Genomic DNA, 14164 nt, shown 5'->3' with positions numbered 1-14164 from the left:
GGAGTCCAGGGATGATTATAACAGGTTATGCAGGATGGGAGTTAGAAAAAGCACAACCGAATACATCTGAGGATTTTTTCAATAGATCTGAGTTTACATATATATGTAATGGGAAGGAAAAAACATTTTCTATATTATATGTCCGATACTTTGAAGAAATTTTGCATGAAATTACCCCCTTTGAAGGAAATCCAGTTTTTAAAATAGAAGGAAAAGACATATATTTGCGCGATATCGCTGCTCTTGCATATTTGCTCAAAAATCCAGATATATATAGACAAAAACGCGTGTATATCAATAGAATAGAGGATTTTCAAGACATTTTTGCTGAAAGTGCAGTGGGAAAAGTACAAAGGATCTTGGTTGAATTACATGAGAATAAACAAGTAGAGATTGTGTAAAATGGCAAAGGGGAGAAAAGGATATGTCTAATTCAATGGTTGAGAATCAAACAGAACAGGTTTCGACATTTTTAGAGGAAGTAATCGTTGTGATGACAAACTATGTGAACTATCATTCGCTACCTTCTTTATTAAAAGAGACACCAACAGGTGATAAAAATTACTATGAAGGGTTACTAGCGGCTGTAAGAAGACTACTTGTTTTTTGTGAAGAAGGATTAGATGCATGTCTCATTTTGCTAAATAGTCAACCATTTCGAAAAACAGCGGCTGAAAAAACGTTGTACAAAATTTATCATCAAGTTATTGCTGAATTTTTTTCACCAAAAAGTGATCAGTGGTATGAAAATAGTCGATCAGCATATACTGGGAAAAATTCGATTGTATTTCAACGAACACCGCCATCTTCTATGGTAAAGGTGATGAAAGAATTAGAAGGAAAATTCCAGACAATGCGTGAAGAATTAGAATATTATGAAACGGATTATCAGACCAAAATGCTGCACAAATATTAATATGGATATAAAAGGATATAAACAAGGAAAAGAAGCTAGAAAAAACCTAGCTTCTTTTCCTTGTTTAGACGGTATATAAGAGAATGATAGTGAATATAGTTAAAGTGGATAGCATCGAGGAGGTGTGACATGAGCCAACAAGGTGTATTTACCGATTACTTTCATGAAGTAGAAAGCTGGTGTGAAAGTGTTCTAGATGTATTAGATAGCCGTGCAATGGAAGTATACGATGTTCATATGCTTGCTTATAAAATTCAAATGTTGTTAGAACGTATGAAAGAAAATGAATACGAGACAGATGCAGAATTTCTATATGAAATTAGCGAGGATGTCGAACATATACAACATCATTTACAAGAAGTATTTATGCAAGAAGAGGAACAATGCGAATTATATGAACGAACGTATTTAGATAGATCGGTTCCAATTGGAGGACATACATTGCCTCCATTACCGTACCCATATCATGCTTTGGAACCTTATATTTCCAGAGAGATTATGATGTTGCATCATGATAAACATCATCGTAGTTATGTAGAAGGATTAAATAAAGCGGAGAAAATGATGGAGGAAGCACGGAAAACAAATAAATTTGATTTAATTAAACATTGGGAAAGAGAAGCTGCCTTTCATGGATCGGGGCATTATTTACACACAATATTTTGGAATAATATGAAAAAAGATGGAGGCGGGAGTCCGAGGGGGGATTTGTCAGAAGAAATCGAAAAAAATTTCGGGAGTTTTTTGCGCTTTCAAAAGCATTTTACAGAAGCTGCATCAAAAGTAGAAGGAGCTGGTTGGGCGATTCTTGTTTGGGTCCCGCGTTCAGGAAGGTTAGAGATTCTACAGAGCACATTGCATCAATTATTTACTCAGTGGGATACAGTACCATTACTGGTGCTTGATGTATGGGAACATGCTTATTATTTACAATACAAAAACAAAAAAGAAGAATATATTAAAAATTGGTGGAATGTTGTAAATTGGCCAGATGTACAAAAGCGATTTGAGCAAGCAAAACAATTGGAATGGATTCCGTATTAGACGCATGTTTATGCGTCTTTTCTTGTGGAGGAAGAAAGAATATTTTATTCATATTTTAAAAGGCCAAGCATACACTTGTACAAAAAAGTGCCAAAAGGACGTGGGGGAAGTATGAAACGAGCTTGGGTGATAGTTGCACTTCTTATCATGTGTATGCATGCGATGCCTATTTCTACATATGCACAAATGAACAATGTGAGTGCCCATAATGCTGTATTAATGGAAGAACATTCAGGGCGTGTTTTATATGGGAAACGTGAACATGAACCGCAAAAAATTGCTAGTATTACAAAAATCATGACGGCGTTACTAGCTGCTGAATCGGGAAAAATGAAGGAAATGGTCTCTATTAGTAACAAGGCAGTCCGTGTAGAAGGATCAGCTATTTATTTAAAACCTGGACAAAAAGTGAAATTAGAGGACTTAGTTTATGGGTTAATGCTTCGATCTGGTAATGATGCAGCACAAGCGATTGCTGAAAAAGTTGGTGGAAGTATAGAAGGGTTTGTGTATTTAATGAATGAAAAAGCAAAAGAAATTGGAATGAAAGATACTCACTTTTCGAACCCACATGGTTTAGATGGCGATGGCACGCATTATTCATCAGCTTATGACATGGCACTTTTAACAAAGTATGCAATGGGAAATGAAACATTTCGAAAGATTTTTGGAACAAAAACATACCAATCAGAGTCGTGGGATTATCCATGGAAAAATAAACATAAACTCGTCACGTCATATTATGAATTTGCAACTGGAGGGAAAACAGGATTTACAAAAAAAGCAGGGCGCACCCTTGTAACGACAGCATCAAAAAATGGTTTAGATTTAATTGTAGTGACGCTCAAAGCTTCGAGTGATTGGGATGATCATATGTATTTATTTGATCAAGGATTTAAACGATACAAGCTAACAAAAGTGTTAGCACAAGGGGCATTTCCGGAATTGAAAGAAAGAAAGTATGCCCATCGTGTTTATACAAAGAATGGTTTTTCAGTGCCGTTAGCAAAGGATGAAAAAAATCAAGTTTTATTAAGAGTCGAATTTGATAAACATGCAAATTTAAAGGATGGAAACAAAGTAGGGAAAACAATTGTTTATGTAGGAAATGAAAAAGTAGGGGAACGAAATTTATTTTATAGTAAGAGGAAATTAGTAGCTACAACAGGGGCGTACTGGAATAATGTGAAAGAAATTTTTTCTCATATGATAGGTGTGGACAGCGATGGTTAATCTCGTATGGGTAGCAATGGCGATTATTGGAATTGTATATGCGATGGTAAATGGAACAATGGAAGCAGTAAATAAAGCTGTTTTTGAAGGGGCAAAAGATGCTGTAACAATTTGTATTGGGTTAATCAGTGTTTTAGTGTTTTGGTTAGGTTTGATGAAGATTGCAGAAGAAGCAGGTTTGTTAAAAAAGTTAGTTTCGTTATTTATGCCAATTGCAAAAAGACTATTTCCAGAAATACCAAAAAATCATCCATCAATGGGGTTCATCTTATCCAATATGATGGCAAACTTTTTTGGATTAGGAAATGCAGCGACACCGCTTGGGATTAAAGCAATGGAGCAGTTAAAAGAATTGAACGGCGGGAAAGATTCTGCGAGCCGCTCTATGGTAACATTTTTAGCGCTAAATACTTCTGCCATTACACTAATTCCGACAACTGTCATTTCAATTCGAATGACATATGAATCGGCGAACCCAACTGAAATTGTAGGGGTAACATTTATCGCACAAGTCATTTCTATGATTGGAGCAATTTGGATTGACCGCTATTTTTACCGAAGAAGGAGTAGGAAGGGGCGGAAAAAGTGAGCATTGTTAACACTATATCACTATGGATTATTCCATGTGTGATTGGATTTATATTATTATACGGGACAATCAAAAAGGTTCCGACCTATGAATCATTTGTAGAAGGTGGAAAAGAAGGAATTCAAATTGCTATTTCCATTTTGCCATTTATGGTAGGGATGCTTGTATCTATTTCTATTTTTAGAGCATCAGGTGCGCTAGATGCGATGATATCGGTTATGAAGCCTGCATTAGATATGATTCATGTGCCAGCAGAGATTGTTCCGCTTGCGCTTATACGCCCGATTTCTGGATCGGCAGGTTTGAGCATTACGACCGATTTAATTGCTACATATGGACCGGATTCTTTTATTGGAAGATTAGCGTCTACGATGCAAGGAAGTACAGATACGACATTTTATATTTTAACAGTGTACTTTGGTGCTGTCGGAATTCGGAAAATGGGGGATGCACTAAAGGTTGGTTTGTTTGCTGATTTAATTGGGATTATTTGTTCGATTGTATTTGTTTCATTATTATTTCATTAAAGTTATTCATTTTTTTCTTCTATTCACTTATAATACGTATACGGCCGCTATTAAGGTGTAGCTTAATAGCGGTTTTTTTATGCGGTAAATTTGACAAAATAATGAACTTTTGTTGTAAACAACTAGTAGAACATCAATAATAATAAAGGGTTGAATTTGCTGTTGACCCTTTGAAGTTTACACTATACCTATGTTGTTTGGAGAAAGCTAGAGTAAATCGCTACAAGACTTGGGCGGTTGCCAAGTGTTTCTAATGAAGGTAAGATAAATTTGAGGTGAAAAAAGGAAATGGAACGACTACAAAAAGTGATTGCACAAGCAGGTATTGCATCAAGAAGGAAGGCTGAGGAGCTTATTCAACAAGGAAAAGTGAAAGTTAACGGGAAAATTGTGACCGAGTTAGGTACAAAGGTAACTCCTCAAGATAAAGTAGAAGTAAATAATATTCCTCTTGAGAAAGAAGAGCCTGTTTATTTCTTATTATATAAACCGACAGGAGTTATTTCGAGTGTATCAGATGATAAAGGACGAAAGGTTGTTACAGACTTTTTCCAAGATATCCCGCAGCGTCTATTTCCAATTGGACGTTTAGACTATGATACGTCCGGTGTGCTATTGATGACAAATGATGGTGACTTTGCAAATATATTAATGCATCCAAAGTACAAGGTGGAAAAAACATATGTTGCAAAGGTAAAAGGTCCGCTGACAGGCGAGAAGATTCGCATGTTGGAAAAAGGCGTTATATTAGAAGATGGAAAAACATCACCGGCACGTGTGAAAATTATTTCTTGGGATAAGCGTAAAGAAATGGCAATTGTACAATTGACAATTCATGAAGGACGCAATCGTCAAGTACGCCGTATGTTTGAGGCAATTGGCTGTAAAGTAATGAAGTTAAAGCGTGAACGATACGCTTTCTTAGAAGCAGGCAGTTTGCGCCCTGGTGACGCACGAGAATTGACGCCGCATGAAGTGAAACAATTGCGTGCATTGGCATCTACAAAGCCAAGATAACGAATCACCAGTGGATTGTTCCACTGGTGATTCGTTACATGAGACCATTTTGTGAGCAATTATATGACATAAGCGTAACAGTCAAACAGATGTATGATCGCTAAGATTTCCATCTAAACATTTTGTGAAAACAGGTGGGAGCCTTACTGTCCGTAACAACCCGATTGGTGAGGGATGAAAGAAATCCCCACTGATTAACGGTTCACTTTATGCGATTTTGTACCTATATAGACACGAACTAGAGAGAGGAGTGGGGAGATGAAAAAGAACCGTTTACTATTTCGCGTTCTGATCTTATTGATTTTAAGCGCAGCAGTTGGTTTTACATTATATCAAAGCTTTTTTGCAGATAAAGAAAAAATGCAAGTTGGAAAGGTTGCACCTAATTTCGTTGTGACAACTTTAGACGGAAAGAAAATAGAACGAAAAGACTTAAAAGGAAAAGGAATATTTTTAAACTTTTGGGGAACATGGTGTAAGCCTTGTGAAAAAGAGATGCCGTATATGAATGAGCTATATCCGAAGTATAAAGAAAAAGGTGTAGAAATCATTGCGTTAGATGCGGATGAAACAGAAATCGCGGTGAAAAATTTTGTAAATCAATATGGATTAAAGTTCCCTGTTGCAATTGATAAAGGATCAGAAATTATTAATACATATGGAGTCGGTCCACTACCAACTACGTTTTTAATTGATAAAGAAGGAAAGGTCATCCAAATGATTACGGGGACACAAACAAAAGAACAAATGGAAGAATATTTAAAGAAGATTACTCCATAATTGGACAAGCCTTTACATATTTAGAGAGGTACTATAAGTATAGTACCTGGGCTAAAAATTCTGAGTATTGCGTGAAATTCACTTCAGATTATACAATGGTGATAGAAACAAGAGGCGGTGAAAGTGTTGGAACAGATAAAATGTGAATGTGGACATGTGAATCCGATCGGAACTATTTTTTGTGAATCTTGTGGCAAGCCTTTTGAAAACAATGAAAGTGCCAAGTTATTAGATATGCGTTACGAGGGAAGTGCAAGGCGCTCTCTTACACAAACGAAAACGATTGTTGATAAAATTTGGAGTTTCTTTTCTTCTGTTAAAGTCGGAGTATGGCTTATTGTGATTACGCTATTAGCATCTGCTATAGGAACAATATTTCCGCAAGAAATGTATATTCCTCCAGGTGTAACACCGAGTGAATATTATGAACAAGAGTATGGTTTTTTAGGGAAATTATATTATCAATTAGGTTTTAATCATTTATATAGTTCATGGTGGTACATAATTTTAATTGCATCAATTGGAGTTTCACTTGTGATATGTAGTTTAGACCGAGTGATTCCACTTTATAAAGCTTTAAAGAAACAAGGGATAAAAAGGCATCCGAGCTTTTTAAAAAGACAGCGATTATATGGAACGGGTTCGCCGAAAGAAGGGGAATTGGACACGATTCAAACGAATTTAAAAAAAAGAAATTATAATGTAAGGGTCGACGGTGAAAACATTTTAGCAGAAAAAGGACGTTTTTCCCGTTGGGGGCCATATGTGAATCATGTTGGTCTTATCATTTTTTTATTCGGAGCAATGCTTCGTGTCCTTCCTAGTATGTATGTAGATGAATCCGTTTGGATAAGGGATGGAGAAACGAAGGAAATCCCAGGAACAAACGGGGAGTATTACTTAAAAAATGAGAAATTTATAAAAGAAGTTTATGATAAAGAAAATGATGAAGATAAGAAATTTGATACCGCTATTGATCGAATCGGAGATAAAATGATTGCGAAAAACTATCAAACGAATGCTGTTTTATATAAAGCGGTCGGAAAAAAAGTGGCAGGGCAAAAACCAAAATTAGAAAAAGTAAAAGAAGCGAAAATCCGCGTAAATGAACCGCTTAAATTTAATCATTTCGCCTTGTATCAATATTCGTATAAAGAAAGTGAATTTCGGAGTATGTCCTTCCATTTGCAGAATAAAGAAACAAAGCAAAAATGGGGACCGATTAAAGTCGATTTAAACCATCCTAAGGAATCATATGACTTAGGAAATGGATATTCTCTTACACTACTAAGCTATTTCCCAGATTTTTATTTTGATGAGAGTGGTAAACCGAATACAAAAACGAAGCTTCCAAATAATCCGGCGTTTGTGTTTAAAATGTTTACACCTGAAACACCCCAAGGAGAAATTAGTTTCGTTGGAATTCAACAAAATATAGAACCAGAAGGAAATAATAAATATAAACTGGCATTTGCAGGAGTAGAAATGCAAAACGCAACAGCACTCGTTGTTCGAAAAGATTTAACGTTATGGATACTTGGAGTTGGAGGATTTATATTTATGGTTGGTGTTATTCAAGGTATGTATTGGAACCATCGTCGTATTTGGATCCAACGCGTAAAAGATGAATGGTGGATTGCTGGTCATACGAATAAAAACTGGTTTGGTTTACGTAAAGATATTGAAAGAGTACTAGAAGGGACATCTATTCCGCAACCATACGATAAAGTAAATGATAAAAAAATTAGCTAAGGTGGGGAGAATATATGGTGCAAATAAGCAGTAATTTCTTATTTATCGCTTTTATTTTATATTTAATCGCAACGCTTTTTTTCGGAGGAGCAATTAAAGAAAAAGGCCGAAAGTGGGCAAATATAGGGATAGCGATAACAATTTTAGGGTTTGCCTCACAAACAGTATATTTTGTAACGAGGTGGATTGCTTCTGGCCATGCGCCAGTGAGTAACTTCTTTGAATTCGGTACATTTTTTGGCATGATGCTTGTTGGTGCGTTTATTATTATGTACTTTATGTATCGCATAAGTATAGTGGGGTTATTTGCTTTACCAGTAGCGCTATTATTAATTGCCTATGCCAGTATGTTTCCGAGGGAAATTTCACCGCTTATCCCATCTTTGAAAAGTAATTGGTTACATATTCATGTGACAACAGCGGCAGCTGGACAAGCTATTTTAGCGATTAGCTTTATTACAGGTGTTATGTATTTACTGAAAAATGTAGATCAATCTAGGAGTACAAAGCGAACATTTTGGCTAGAAACCGTTGTATTTACACTTGTTTGTGCTGTTGGATTTATAGCGGTAACAACCACTTATTCTGCAATGAAATATGAAGCGAAGTTTCAGTGGGTGGATAAGAACGAACAAAAGGCTGAAATGGAGTATCATTTACCTGCTTTAGTTGGGCCGAATGAAGGGAATTTAATAACAGATGGAAAGTTTGAGCCAGTCGTAGACTTGCCAGCGCTAATAAATGCAAAAAAATTAAATACGGTGATTTGGTCATTTCTTATTGGAACAGGATTGTATGTCATAGTAAGGCTTGTATTACGAAAAAGAATATCAGCAGCCCTTCAACCGATCTTAAAAAATGTTAACAGCGATTTACTTGATGAAATTGGGTATCGTTCGATTGCGATAGGTTTTCCGGTTTTTACGCTAGGTGCGTTAATTTTTGCAATGATTTGGGCGCAAATTGCGTGGACGCGTTTTTGGGGATGGGATCCAAAAGAGGTTTGGGCACTTATTACATGGCTGTTTTATGCAGCAGTTCTACATTTACGTTTATCGAAAGGATGGCATGGTGAGAAGTCTGCATGGCTCGCAGTAATCGGTTTCGCAATTATTATGTTTAATTTTATTGCCGTAAATTTAATTATTGCCGGCTTGCATTCTTACGCATAACGTGTCTTTTCATTAAGGAAAAGAGAAACTTTCGTATAAGAAAATTTTTAAATAGTAGATAGTAGGAAAGTGAGCGTCACTTTCCTACTATATTTTTATCAAATGTTTTTCTTTTTTGAGAAAAACATGACAAAGTATAGGTCAATTTTGTAAAATAATGTCGAGGTCGAAATGCTTGTTCAAGAAAAATACATAGTTTTAGAAAAATAATGAACAAACTTTATTATTCTTGTGAAGTATAATATCTAAAGTGAAGAATGTATCATTTTAGCATGATCCCTTATGAAATGAGAATAAGCATAGTATTATATTGGAGAAAGGTAGGTGTGAACCGCCGCGGTAATTTTGAAATATAACCCGCAGCGGGTAGCAATGGAGAACGAACCAAGAATTTTAGTTGTAGATGATGAGGATCGAATTCGTCGTTTATTAAAAATGTATTTAGAAAGAGAGAACTACGTAATTGATGAAGCTGATAATGGTGACACAGCTTTAGAAAAGGCACTGCAAAATGACTATGATTTAATTTTATTAGATATTATGATGCCTGGAAAAGATGGAATAGAAGTTTGTAAAGGGATTCGTGAGAAAAAAGCAACACCAGTTATTATGCTGACAGCTAAAGGTGAGGAAGTAAATAGAGTACAAGGATTTGAAGTTGGATCTGACGATTATATTGTAAAGCCATTTAGTCCGCGCGAAGTTGTTCTTCGTGTGAAAGCAGTATTGCGCCGTTCTGTATCGACAACATTCTTTACACAAGATACAACAACGAAAGATGTCATTGTATTCCCGCATCTAACAATTGATAATGATGCTCATCGCATTACAGCAGATGGACAGGAAGTAAATTTAACACCGAAAGAGTATGAATTGTTACTGTTCTTAGCGAAGTCTCCAGATAAAGTATTTGATCGTGAACAGTTATTAAAAGAAGTGTGGCAATATGAATTCTTTGGGGACTTACGTACAGTAGATACACATGTGAAGCGTTTACGCGAGAAACTCAGTAAAAAATCACCGAATGCAGCGAAGATGATTGTAACTGTATGGGGCGTAGGTTATAAGTTTGAGGTTGTGAACGACTGATGCTTTGGCGGAGTGTAGTAGGTAAGTTATGGATGACCATATTACTTCTTGTTTCGTTTGTTCTTGGCTTTGTAGCAATCTTACTTTCCCAGTTTTTTAGAACGTATTATGTCGATTTGAGTGAGACTAGACTGACGAAAGTAGCTCAAAGTGTCAGAGAGCTTGTGGAAGAAGGTGCGGATGTAAAAACGATTGAGAATATCGCATATAAGTTTAGTGACCCGCTTTCACGCATTATTATTGTGAAAGATGGTGAGGAATTCTCTGCTTCTCCGAAACAAGAAGGGTTGGTAACACTTACGATAGACGATTTAAAAGCAGATAAAGAATTAGCAGCTGTTTTTATAAACCAAAAAGAAAATAAAAATAAAATTAGACAATTTCCTGATGGGAAAACGAAACAAAGTTCTGAAAATGATATTATGATTGTCGGTAAGCCGTTGAAAGGAACAAAGGATAGTGCTGTATTTGTATATGAATCATTACAAGTTCCAATAAAAGGTATGGAAAAGGCAACGGATTTTATTTTTCTATCAGCCGGAATTGCGATTATTTTAACGACATTCTTTGCTTTCTTCTTATCAACACGAATTACAGCGCCGCTCCGTAAGATGCGTGAAGTAGCATTTGAAGTAGCGCGCGGTAAATTTGATGCGAAAGTACCGATGGTTTCGCAAGATGAAATTGGAGAGTTAGCTACAGCGTTAAACCAAATGGGAAAGCAATTGAAGTTTAATATGAATGCGCTGCAACAAGAAAAAGAACAGCTATCGAGCATTTTAAGTAGTATGGCTGATGGTGTAATTACGCTAAATCAAGAAGGTGAAGTTGTTGTCATTAATCCGCCAGCGGAACATTTCTTACAAGTATGGCAAGAAGAGAAAGAACTGGAGTTAAGCAGAAGCTTGCCGCCTGAGCTTGTGGAACAGTTCCATTTTGTTGCGGAGAGTGAACAACAGCAAGTGATTGAAATGAACCTTCAAAAGGGAAATTATGTTGTTTTAATGACGCCTCTTTATAATCAAACGAAAATTCGCGGGGCAGTAGCTGTACTTCGAGATATGACAGAAGAGCGCCGCTTAGAAAAAATGCGAAAGGATTTTATCGCGAATGTATCACATGAACTACGCACGCCGATGGTGATGCTCCAAGGGTATAGTGAGGCAATTTTAGATGATGTTGTTCAAACAAAAGAAGAAATAAACGAATTTGTACAAATTATCTACGATGAATCTGTTCGTTTAGGGCGTCTTGTAAATGAACTTTTAGATTTGGCTCGAATGGAAAGTGGACATGTGGAATTACATATGTCTGAAGTGGATATTCACCCGTTTGTTGAGAAAATCGGCCGTAAATTCCAAGGGATTGCACAGGATAAAGGGGTCAAGTTAACCGTTGATTTTCGCACGGAGGTTACAGAACATACTTTTGATCCGGATCGCCTGGAGCAAGTGTTGACGAATTTGATTGATAATGCAATTAGACATACAAGTGCTGATGGGCATGTGAAACTTGTTATTGACAGGAAAGATGCTGGAATTGTATTTGAAGTGCAAGATACGGGTGCAGGTATTCCTGAGGAAGATATTCCGTTTTTATTTGATCGATTCTATAAAGCAGATAAAGCAAGGACGAGAGGAAAAACAGGTGGTACTGGTTTAGGTCTTGCGATTGCGAAAAATATTGTTCAAAGTCATGATGGGAAAATCTCGATATCAAGTGTTGTTGGAGAAGGAACAACCTTCTCTGTATACTTACCAAATCATGCGTTGTAATATATAACGTGGGTATTATATATAAGGAATAAGGATAAAAGTTCTACTACTTTATTTATTCATTTAGAAGATTGTTTCTCGATTGAATAAAGGATAGTAGAACTTTTTATTGCAGAGAGAGGATGAGCTGAACTGAGACTGTATACGAAAACGGGAGATAAAGGACAAACAAGTGTTGTTGGCGGCCGAGTGGATAAAGATCATCAGCGTGTGGAAGCATACGGTACGATTGATGAAGTGAACTCTCATATTGGATATGCTATGACTTTCTTACAAGATGGGAAATTTCAAGACATTTATCAGGAATGTGAAAATATTCAACATGAATTATTTGATTGTGGAGGAGATTTGGCCATTGTCGGGCAGAAAGTACCTTATAAAGTGACAGATGAGATGGTGGAATATTTAGAAGAACGTATTGATCAATATATAAAGGAAGCTCCTCCGTTAGAACGTTTTATTTTGCCTGGAGGAAGCAAAGCGGCTGCTGCGATTCATATTGCTCGAACAGTAACGCGAAGAGCGGAAAGAGCGATTGTATCATTAAGAAAGCAGGAAGAGATAAATGAAGTTGTTCTGCGTTATATGAACAGGTTATCTGATTATTTATTTGCGGTTGCACGAGTAGTGAATGCGCGTTTGCAAATTGCTGATGTGGAATATAATCGAAGTGCAATTGTGTTTCGTAATAAAGGAGAAAAGGAAGTGGACTGAATCACTTTCTTTTTTTGTATACTTTTTTCCGTATTATACCACAATAGAGAAAGGATAACGGTTAATAGAAAGCGGAGGATACATATGAAAGTTTTTAAAATTGGTATCATGATAACTGGGTTATTCTTTTGCTCCCAATTATATGTTTATGCTGATGAAAATCAGTGGACATGGCCTGTCGATGGTAAAATTAGTGACTACTTTGGGACTAGACATGGAAAACATTATGGGATTGATATTGCCGCTCAAGTTGGAACTCCTGTTGTAGCGATTCGAAATGGCATCGTAACAAAATCGTATTTTTCTAATAGCTATGGACATGTTATATTTGTAAAACATGGGAAATATGAAGCTGTTTATGCTCATTTAAATAAACGATATGTTATGCAAGGGGATCGCGTTCGAAACGGTGAAGTCATCGGTGAGGTTGGAAATACAGGTGAATCGAGAGGAGCGCACTTGCACCTAGAGGTTCATCAAGGAAATTGGACAATTGAAAAAAGAAATGCAATGAATCCATTACTTGTTTTAGATGAAAAATGGGATCAAGTCGTTTCATCGTCTTTATATGTTGTTCAAAAGGGGGATACGCTCGTTAAAATTGCGCATAAGTTCGGGACTACGGTAGACAAAATAAAAGAGAAAAATGCACTGCGGCAAGATCAAATTTATCCAAATCAAAGATTATATATTAATTAAAACAAGAGCTAGCTTCAGCCAGCTCTTGTTTTACCAAAAAATAAAGACACATATAAATCCGGAAATAGCTAAATAGCTATAATAATAAAAGACTTTTGCTCTTGTTTTTTCTTTCGTTCGAAATAAAACAATTGTCGGTTCAATTAAACCGATTGTAAGGCATAACAAACCGAGAAGCATACAACCAATTGAAAAAGAATACAGGGCAATTTGTACTTGAAATGGGATAAGCCATTTTAATAAAAATGCAATAAGTGCGGTATAACAAATGCTGCCGATGTATTGATTTAATGTTACATTCGAACGAAAGCCTGGTAGTTTTTTTAAAAAAGAACGAGAAACAACCTCTGTTTGTAGAGAGGTGTGTTCTTCTATTATTTTTTGAGCATCTTTTCCTTTATGGAACAGAGAAAGAATCCAATTTCGTTTCCCTTGGAAAATGAATTGTGAAGTAGTTAAGTAATGATCGATTTTCACTTTTCTCCAATTGCCCCATGCATGGCGCTCGCATAGCTTTAGTTTACTTTCCGCACTTTTATCATATTGATAAATACTGATTCCTTCTTTATCAAAGGTAGCGTAGTATGTTTCTGTCGAAAATGTGCCTAGATCAATTGGACAATAGAAAAGCAATTCTTTTTTTAAATAAAAGTATTCTTTTCTTAAGTTTTTTTTCATCGTTTCGCGAATTGAGTGTCTTTTCTCTTTTTTCTTCATGACATTTCCTCCATATTAAGAAAATGCTCTTATCTTAACACTTCAACATCTTATCACTTTTCTGTATGGATGGCTAGAGAATTGAGCCGGAAAAAGGAGAAGAATGAAATAATTGGTTTAAATTGTAAAGTAACAGGCGA

Annotated in this window: 15 protein-coding genes; 14 read left to right on the top strand and 1 reads right to left on the bottom strand. The window is 36.1% G+C overall.

All coding sequences use genetic code 11. The annotated features are described in order from the left end of the window. The first annotated feature begins 11 nt into the window (after positions 1-11). From MR063_RS06215 to MR063_RS06150, 14 genes are all read left to right on the top strand, one after another. A complete protein-coding gene (locus MR063_RS06215; protein WP_242142615.1) occupies positions 12-401 on the top strand; it encodes a hypothetical protein in 390 nt (129 codons plus the stop codon). 23 nt (positions 402-424) lie between these two features. After that, positions 425-916, top strand: a complete 492-nt coding sequence (locus MR063_RS06210) for a YpuI family protein (RefSeq protein ID WP_242195281.1) — start codon at positions 425-427, stop codon at positions 914-916. A 129-nt stretch (positions 917-1045) separates the two neighbouring features. Continuing rightward, positions 1046-1960 (top strand): superoxide dismutase, encoded by a 915-nt coding sequence (locus MR063_RS06205; RefSeq protein ID WP_242142617.1) that lies wholly within the window; start codon positions 1046-1048, stop codon positions 1958-1960. Between the two features lie 111 nt (positions 1961-2071). Continuing rightward, on the top strand, positions 2072-3193 hold the full coding sequence (locus MR063_RS06200; protein WP_242195278.1) for a D-alanyl-D-alanine carboxypeptidase family protein: 1122 nt from the start codon (positions 2072-2074) through the stop codon (positions 3191-3193). Next, on the top strand, positions 3186-3782 hold the full coding sequence (gene spmA / locus MR063_RS06195) for a nucleoside recognition domain-containing protein (RefSeq protein WP_242195275.1): 597 nt from the start codon (positions 3186-3188) through the stop codon (positions 3780-3782). The genes MR063_RS06200 and spmA overlap by 8 nt, the downstream gene beginning before the upstream one ends. Then, positions 3779-4309, top strand: coding sequence for a spore maturation protein (spmB, locus tag MR063_RS06190; protein ID WP_242142620.1), 531 nt, complete (start codon positions 3779-3781; stop codon positions 4307-4309). The genes spmA and spmB overlap by 4 nt, the downstream gene beginning before the upstream one ends. A gap of 288 nt (positions 4310-4597) precedes the next feature. Continuing rightward, positions 4598-5326 (top strand): 23S rRNA pseudouridine(2605) synthase RluB, encoded by a 729-nt coding sequence (gene rluB / locus MR063_RS06185; RefSeq protein ID WP_242142621.1) that lies wholly within the window; start codon positions 4598-4600, stop codon positions 5324-5326. A gap of 258 nt (positions 5327-5584) precedes the next feature. Further along, positions 5585-6106 carry a thiol-disulfide oxidoreductase ResA gene (gene resA / locus MR063_RS06180; protein WP_242142622.1) on the top strand — a complete coding sequence of 174 codons (522 nt, stop codon included), beginning with the start codon at positions 5585-5587 and terminating at the stop codon, positions 6104-6106. A gap of 123 nt (positions 6107-6229) precedes the next feature. After that, positions 6230-7858 carry a cytochrome c biogenesis protein ResB gene (resB, locus tag MR063_RS06175; protein WP_242195273.1) on the top strand — a complete coding sequence of 543 codons (1629 nt, stop codon included), beginning with the start codon at positions 6230-6232 and terminating at the stop codon, positions 7856-7858. 14 nt (positions 7859-7872) lie between these two features. Further along, the gene (gene ccsB, locus MR063_RS06170; RefSeq protein WP_242195269.1) at positions 7873-9030 is read left to right on the top strand and encodes a c-type cytochrome biogenesis protein CcsB; all 1158 of its coding nucleotides are present in this window, start codon (positions 7873-7875) and stop codon (positions 9028-9030) included. Positions 9031-9402: 372 nt separating this feature from the next. Beyond that, complete coding sequence (locus MR063_RS06165) at positions 9403-10119, top strand: response regulator transcription factor (protein WP_011984275.1); 717 nt, start codon at positions 9403-9405, stop codon at positions 10117-10119. After that, positions 10119-11894 carry an ATP-binding protein gene (locus MR063_RS06160; RefSeq protein WP_242195266.1) on the top strand — a complete coding sequence of 592 codons (1776 nt, stop codon included), beginning with the start codon at positions 10119-10121 and terminating at the stop codon, positions 11892-11894. The genes MR063_RS06165 and MR063_RS06160 overlap by 1 nt, the downstream gene beginning before the upstream one ends. A gap of 132 nt (positions 11895-12026) precedes the next feature. After that, positions 12027-12608, top strand: a complete 582-nt coding sequence (locus tag MR063_RS06155; RefSeq protein WP_242142827.1) for a cob(I)yrinic acid a,c-diamide adenosyltransferase — start codon at positions 12027-12029, stop codon at positions 12606-12608. 84 nt (positions 12609-12692) lie between these two features. Continuing rightward, positions 12693-13307, top strand: coding sequence for a peptidoglycan DD-metalloendopeptidase family protein (locus tag MR063_RS06150; protein WP_242195263.1), 615 nt, complete (start codon positions 12693-12695; stop codon positions 13305-13307). Between the two features lie 30 nt (positions 13308-13337). Here MR063_RS06150 and MR063_RS06145 read toward each other — a convergent pair whose 3' ends face one another. Next, the gene (locus tag MR063_RS06145) at positions 13338-14024 is read right to left on the bottom strand and encodes a hypothetical protein (protein ID WP_242195260.1); all 687 of its coding nucleotides are present in this window, start codon (positions 14022-14024) and stop codon (positions 13338-13340) included. Positions 14025-14164 lie beyond the last annotated feature (140 nt).

The sequence above is a fragment of the Bacillus cereus group sp. BfR-BA-01492 genome (assembly GCF_022662815.1).
GTDB lineage: Bacteria > Bacillota > Bacilli > Bacillales > Bacillaceae_G > Bacillus_A > Bacillus_A cereus_BD.
The sequence above is the reverse complement of the archived record's forward strand: the minus strand, read 5'-3'. Positions and strand labels throughout refer to the sequence as shown.

Coding starts and splice junctions, on each gene's coding strand:
- MR063_RS06215 (WP_242142615.1), top strand. CDS start 12: ATGATTATAACAGGTTATGCAGGATGGGAGTTAGAAAAAGCACAACCG.
- ccsB (WP_242195269.1), top strand. CDS start 7,873: ATGGTGCAAATAAGCAGTAATTTCTTATTTATCGCTTTTATTTTATAT.
- spmA (WP_242195275.1), top strand. CDS start 3,186: ATGGTTAATCTCGTATGGGTAGCAATGGCGATTATTGGAATTGTATAT.
- MR063_RS06150 (WP_242195263.1), top strand. CDS start 12,693: ATGAAAGTTTTTAAAATTGGTATCATGATAACTGGGTTATTCTTTTGC.
- resA (WP_242142622.1), top strand. CDS start 5,585: ATGAAAAAGAACCGTTTACTATTTCGCGTTCTGATCTTATTGATTTTA.
- MR063_RS06165 (WP_011984275.1), top strand. CDS start 9,403: ATGGAGAACGAACCAAGAATTTTAGTTGTAGATGATGAGGATCGAATT.
- rluB (WP_242142621.1), top strand. CDS start 4,598: ATGGAACGACTACAAAAAGTGATTGCACAAGCAGGTATTGCATCAAGA.
- MR063_RS06210 (WP_242195281.1), top strand. CDS start 425: ATGTCTAATTCAATGGTTGAGAATCAAACAGAACAGGTTTCGACATTT.
- MR063_RS06160 (WP_242195266.1), top strand. CDS start 10,119: ATGCTTTGGCGGAGTGTAGTAGGTAAGTTATGGATGACCATATTACTT.
- MR063_RS06200 (WP_242195278.1), top strand. CDS start 2,072: ATGAAACGAGCTTGGGTGATAGTTGCACTTCTTATCATGTGTATGCAT.
- MR063_RS06205 (WP_242142617.1), top strand. CDS start 1,046: ATGAGCCAACAAGGTGTATTTACCGATTACTTTCATGAAGTAGAAAGC.
- MR063_RS06145 (WP_242195260.1), bottom strand. CDS start 14,024: ATGAAGAAAAAAGAGAAAAGACACTCAATTCGCGAAACGATGAAAAAA.